The sequence below is a fragment of the Halorhodospira sp. 9622 genome (assembly GCF_022228025.1).
Lineage (GTDB): Bacteria > Pseudomonadota > Gammaproteobacteria > Nitrococcales > Halorhodospiraceae > Halorhodospira > Halorhodospira halophila_A.
This window is the reverse complement of sequence record NZ_JAJNRE010000073.1, coordinates 1-1291: the sequence shown is the minus strand read 5'-3', so window position 1 is coordinate 1291 and position 1291 is coordinate 1. Positions and strand designations below refer to the sequence as shown.

Below are 1291 nucleotides of genomic sequence, written 5' to 3'. Positions count from 1 at the left end.
CTCAGCAGTCCGCAGGAGCTGCACACCAGACCGCTGATTCGCTCGTTTTGCCGGTTTTGTTCGCGTACATCCGCTGATCGGCCAGCGCGAGCAACCGCTCGGCATCGGTGCTGTCATCCGGGCAAAGGGAGGTCCCCAGACTGACCGAAAAGCGCACCACGTGCCCTTTGACGGATACGGGCATCTCGAGCACCTTCAGCACTCGCCCGCAGAGTTGCTCCAGGTCCGCCCGGTCGGTCACCCCGTGCAACAGGAGCACAAACTCGTCGCCGCCGAGTCTTATGCCCTTATCCTCCGGACGCAGCCCTCTGAGCAACAGCTCGGCGAGCTTGACCAAGGCCGCATCGCCGAACGCATGCCCGTAATGGTCATTGATCTCCTTGAAGCCATTGACGTCGAGGGCGACCACCCCGAAGCCTTGCCCCGGAGCACCGCTACCTGGAGAAGAGCGCTCCGCCATCCGCTCCATGGCGTCGGCTAAAAGACGTCGGTTCGGCAGACCGGTTAGCGGGTCGTGCTGCGCCATATCCTCGATGGTCCGCTGGGCACGCAAGTTCGCGGCCATGGCCAGCCCGTACGTCCAGCCAAGGATCCACGGGATGCTCGCAAAGATGATCCAACCGCTGGCCGGGTTGACGCGATCATCGGGGCCGATAACGCCCGTGGCCGCCTGGCTCCAGCGGTAGAAGACTGCGGCGGCCAGCAACAGGAACACTGCGGCCGTGCCGCCGTATATGAGGCGCTCTAGCCGGTCATCAACCCCCCGGACCAGGAAGAAGGCCGTGAGGAGCAACAACCCGGAGAGGTTGGCATCGAGAAAGAGGTAGCGCAGTTGGTGGTTGTCGAGACTCAGCGTGAGGTACAGCAGGCTGGCCAAGGTCACCACATAGACCCCGTACCAGGGCAGCCTGCGATACTCGTTGCCCACCCCCTTGAAGCGCAGAATCCCCTCGAGCAGCAGCAGGACCGCAACAGTGCTTGCGACATTGTTGACCAGGATCAGCCCGCTGATCAGGTCCGTCTCAAACCACAGCGGCACAAAACTGAACGCCACCACCAAGCTGCTGGCAGCCCACAGCGCTGGCCCCCGTTCGTGGTGATTGATCCGCCAGACCATCGCCATCACGGCGGCGGCGACCAAGCTTGCCGTCCAGAGGACGAGCGCTAGTGTCGGGTAGTGGAGTTCCATGCGCGCTCCTCTTGAGCATCGCAACGGCAAAGCAGGGTGACGCTCATCGCTCGCTCACTGGGCGATTGACAGGATTCCGACGAGCAGCATGCGGGATCCGGT

At 63.1% G+C, this 1291-nt stretch carries 1 protein-coding gene; it reads right to left on the bottom strand.

Annotated elements, in window-relative coordinates:
- Position 1: 1 nt before the first annotated feature.
- A complete protein-coding gene (locus LRG07_RS13605) occupies positions 2–1189 on the bottom strand; it encodes a GGDEF domain-containing protein (protein ID WP_238642730.1) in 1188 nt (395 codons plus the stop codon).
- Between the last annotated feature and the right edge of the window lie 102 nt (positions 1190–1291).

Coding starts and splice junctions, on each gene's coding strand:
- LRG07_RS13605 (WP_238642730.1), bottom strand. CDS start 1,189: ATGGAACTCCACTACCCGACACTAGCGCTCGTCCTCTGGACGGCAAGC.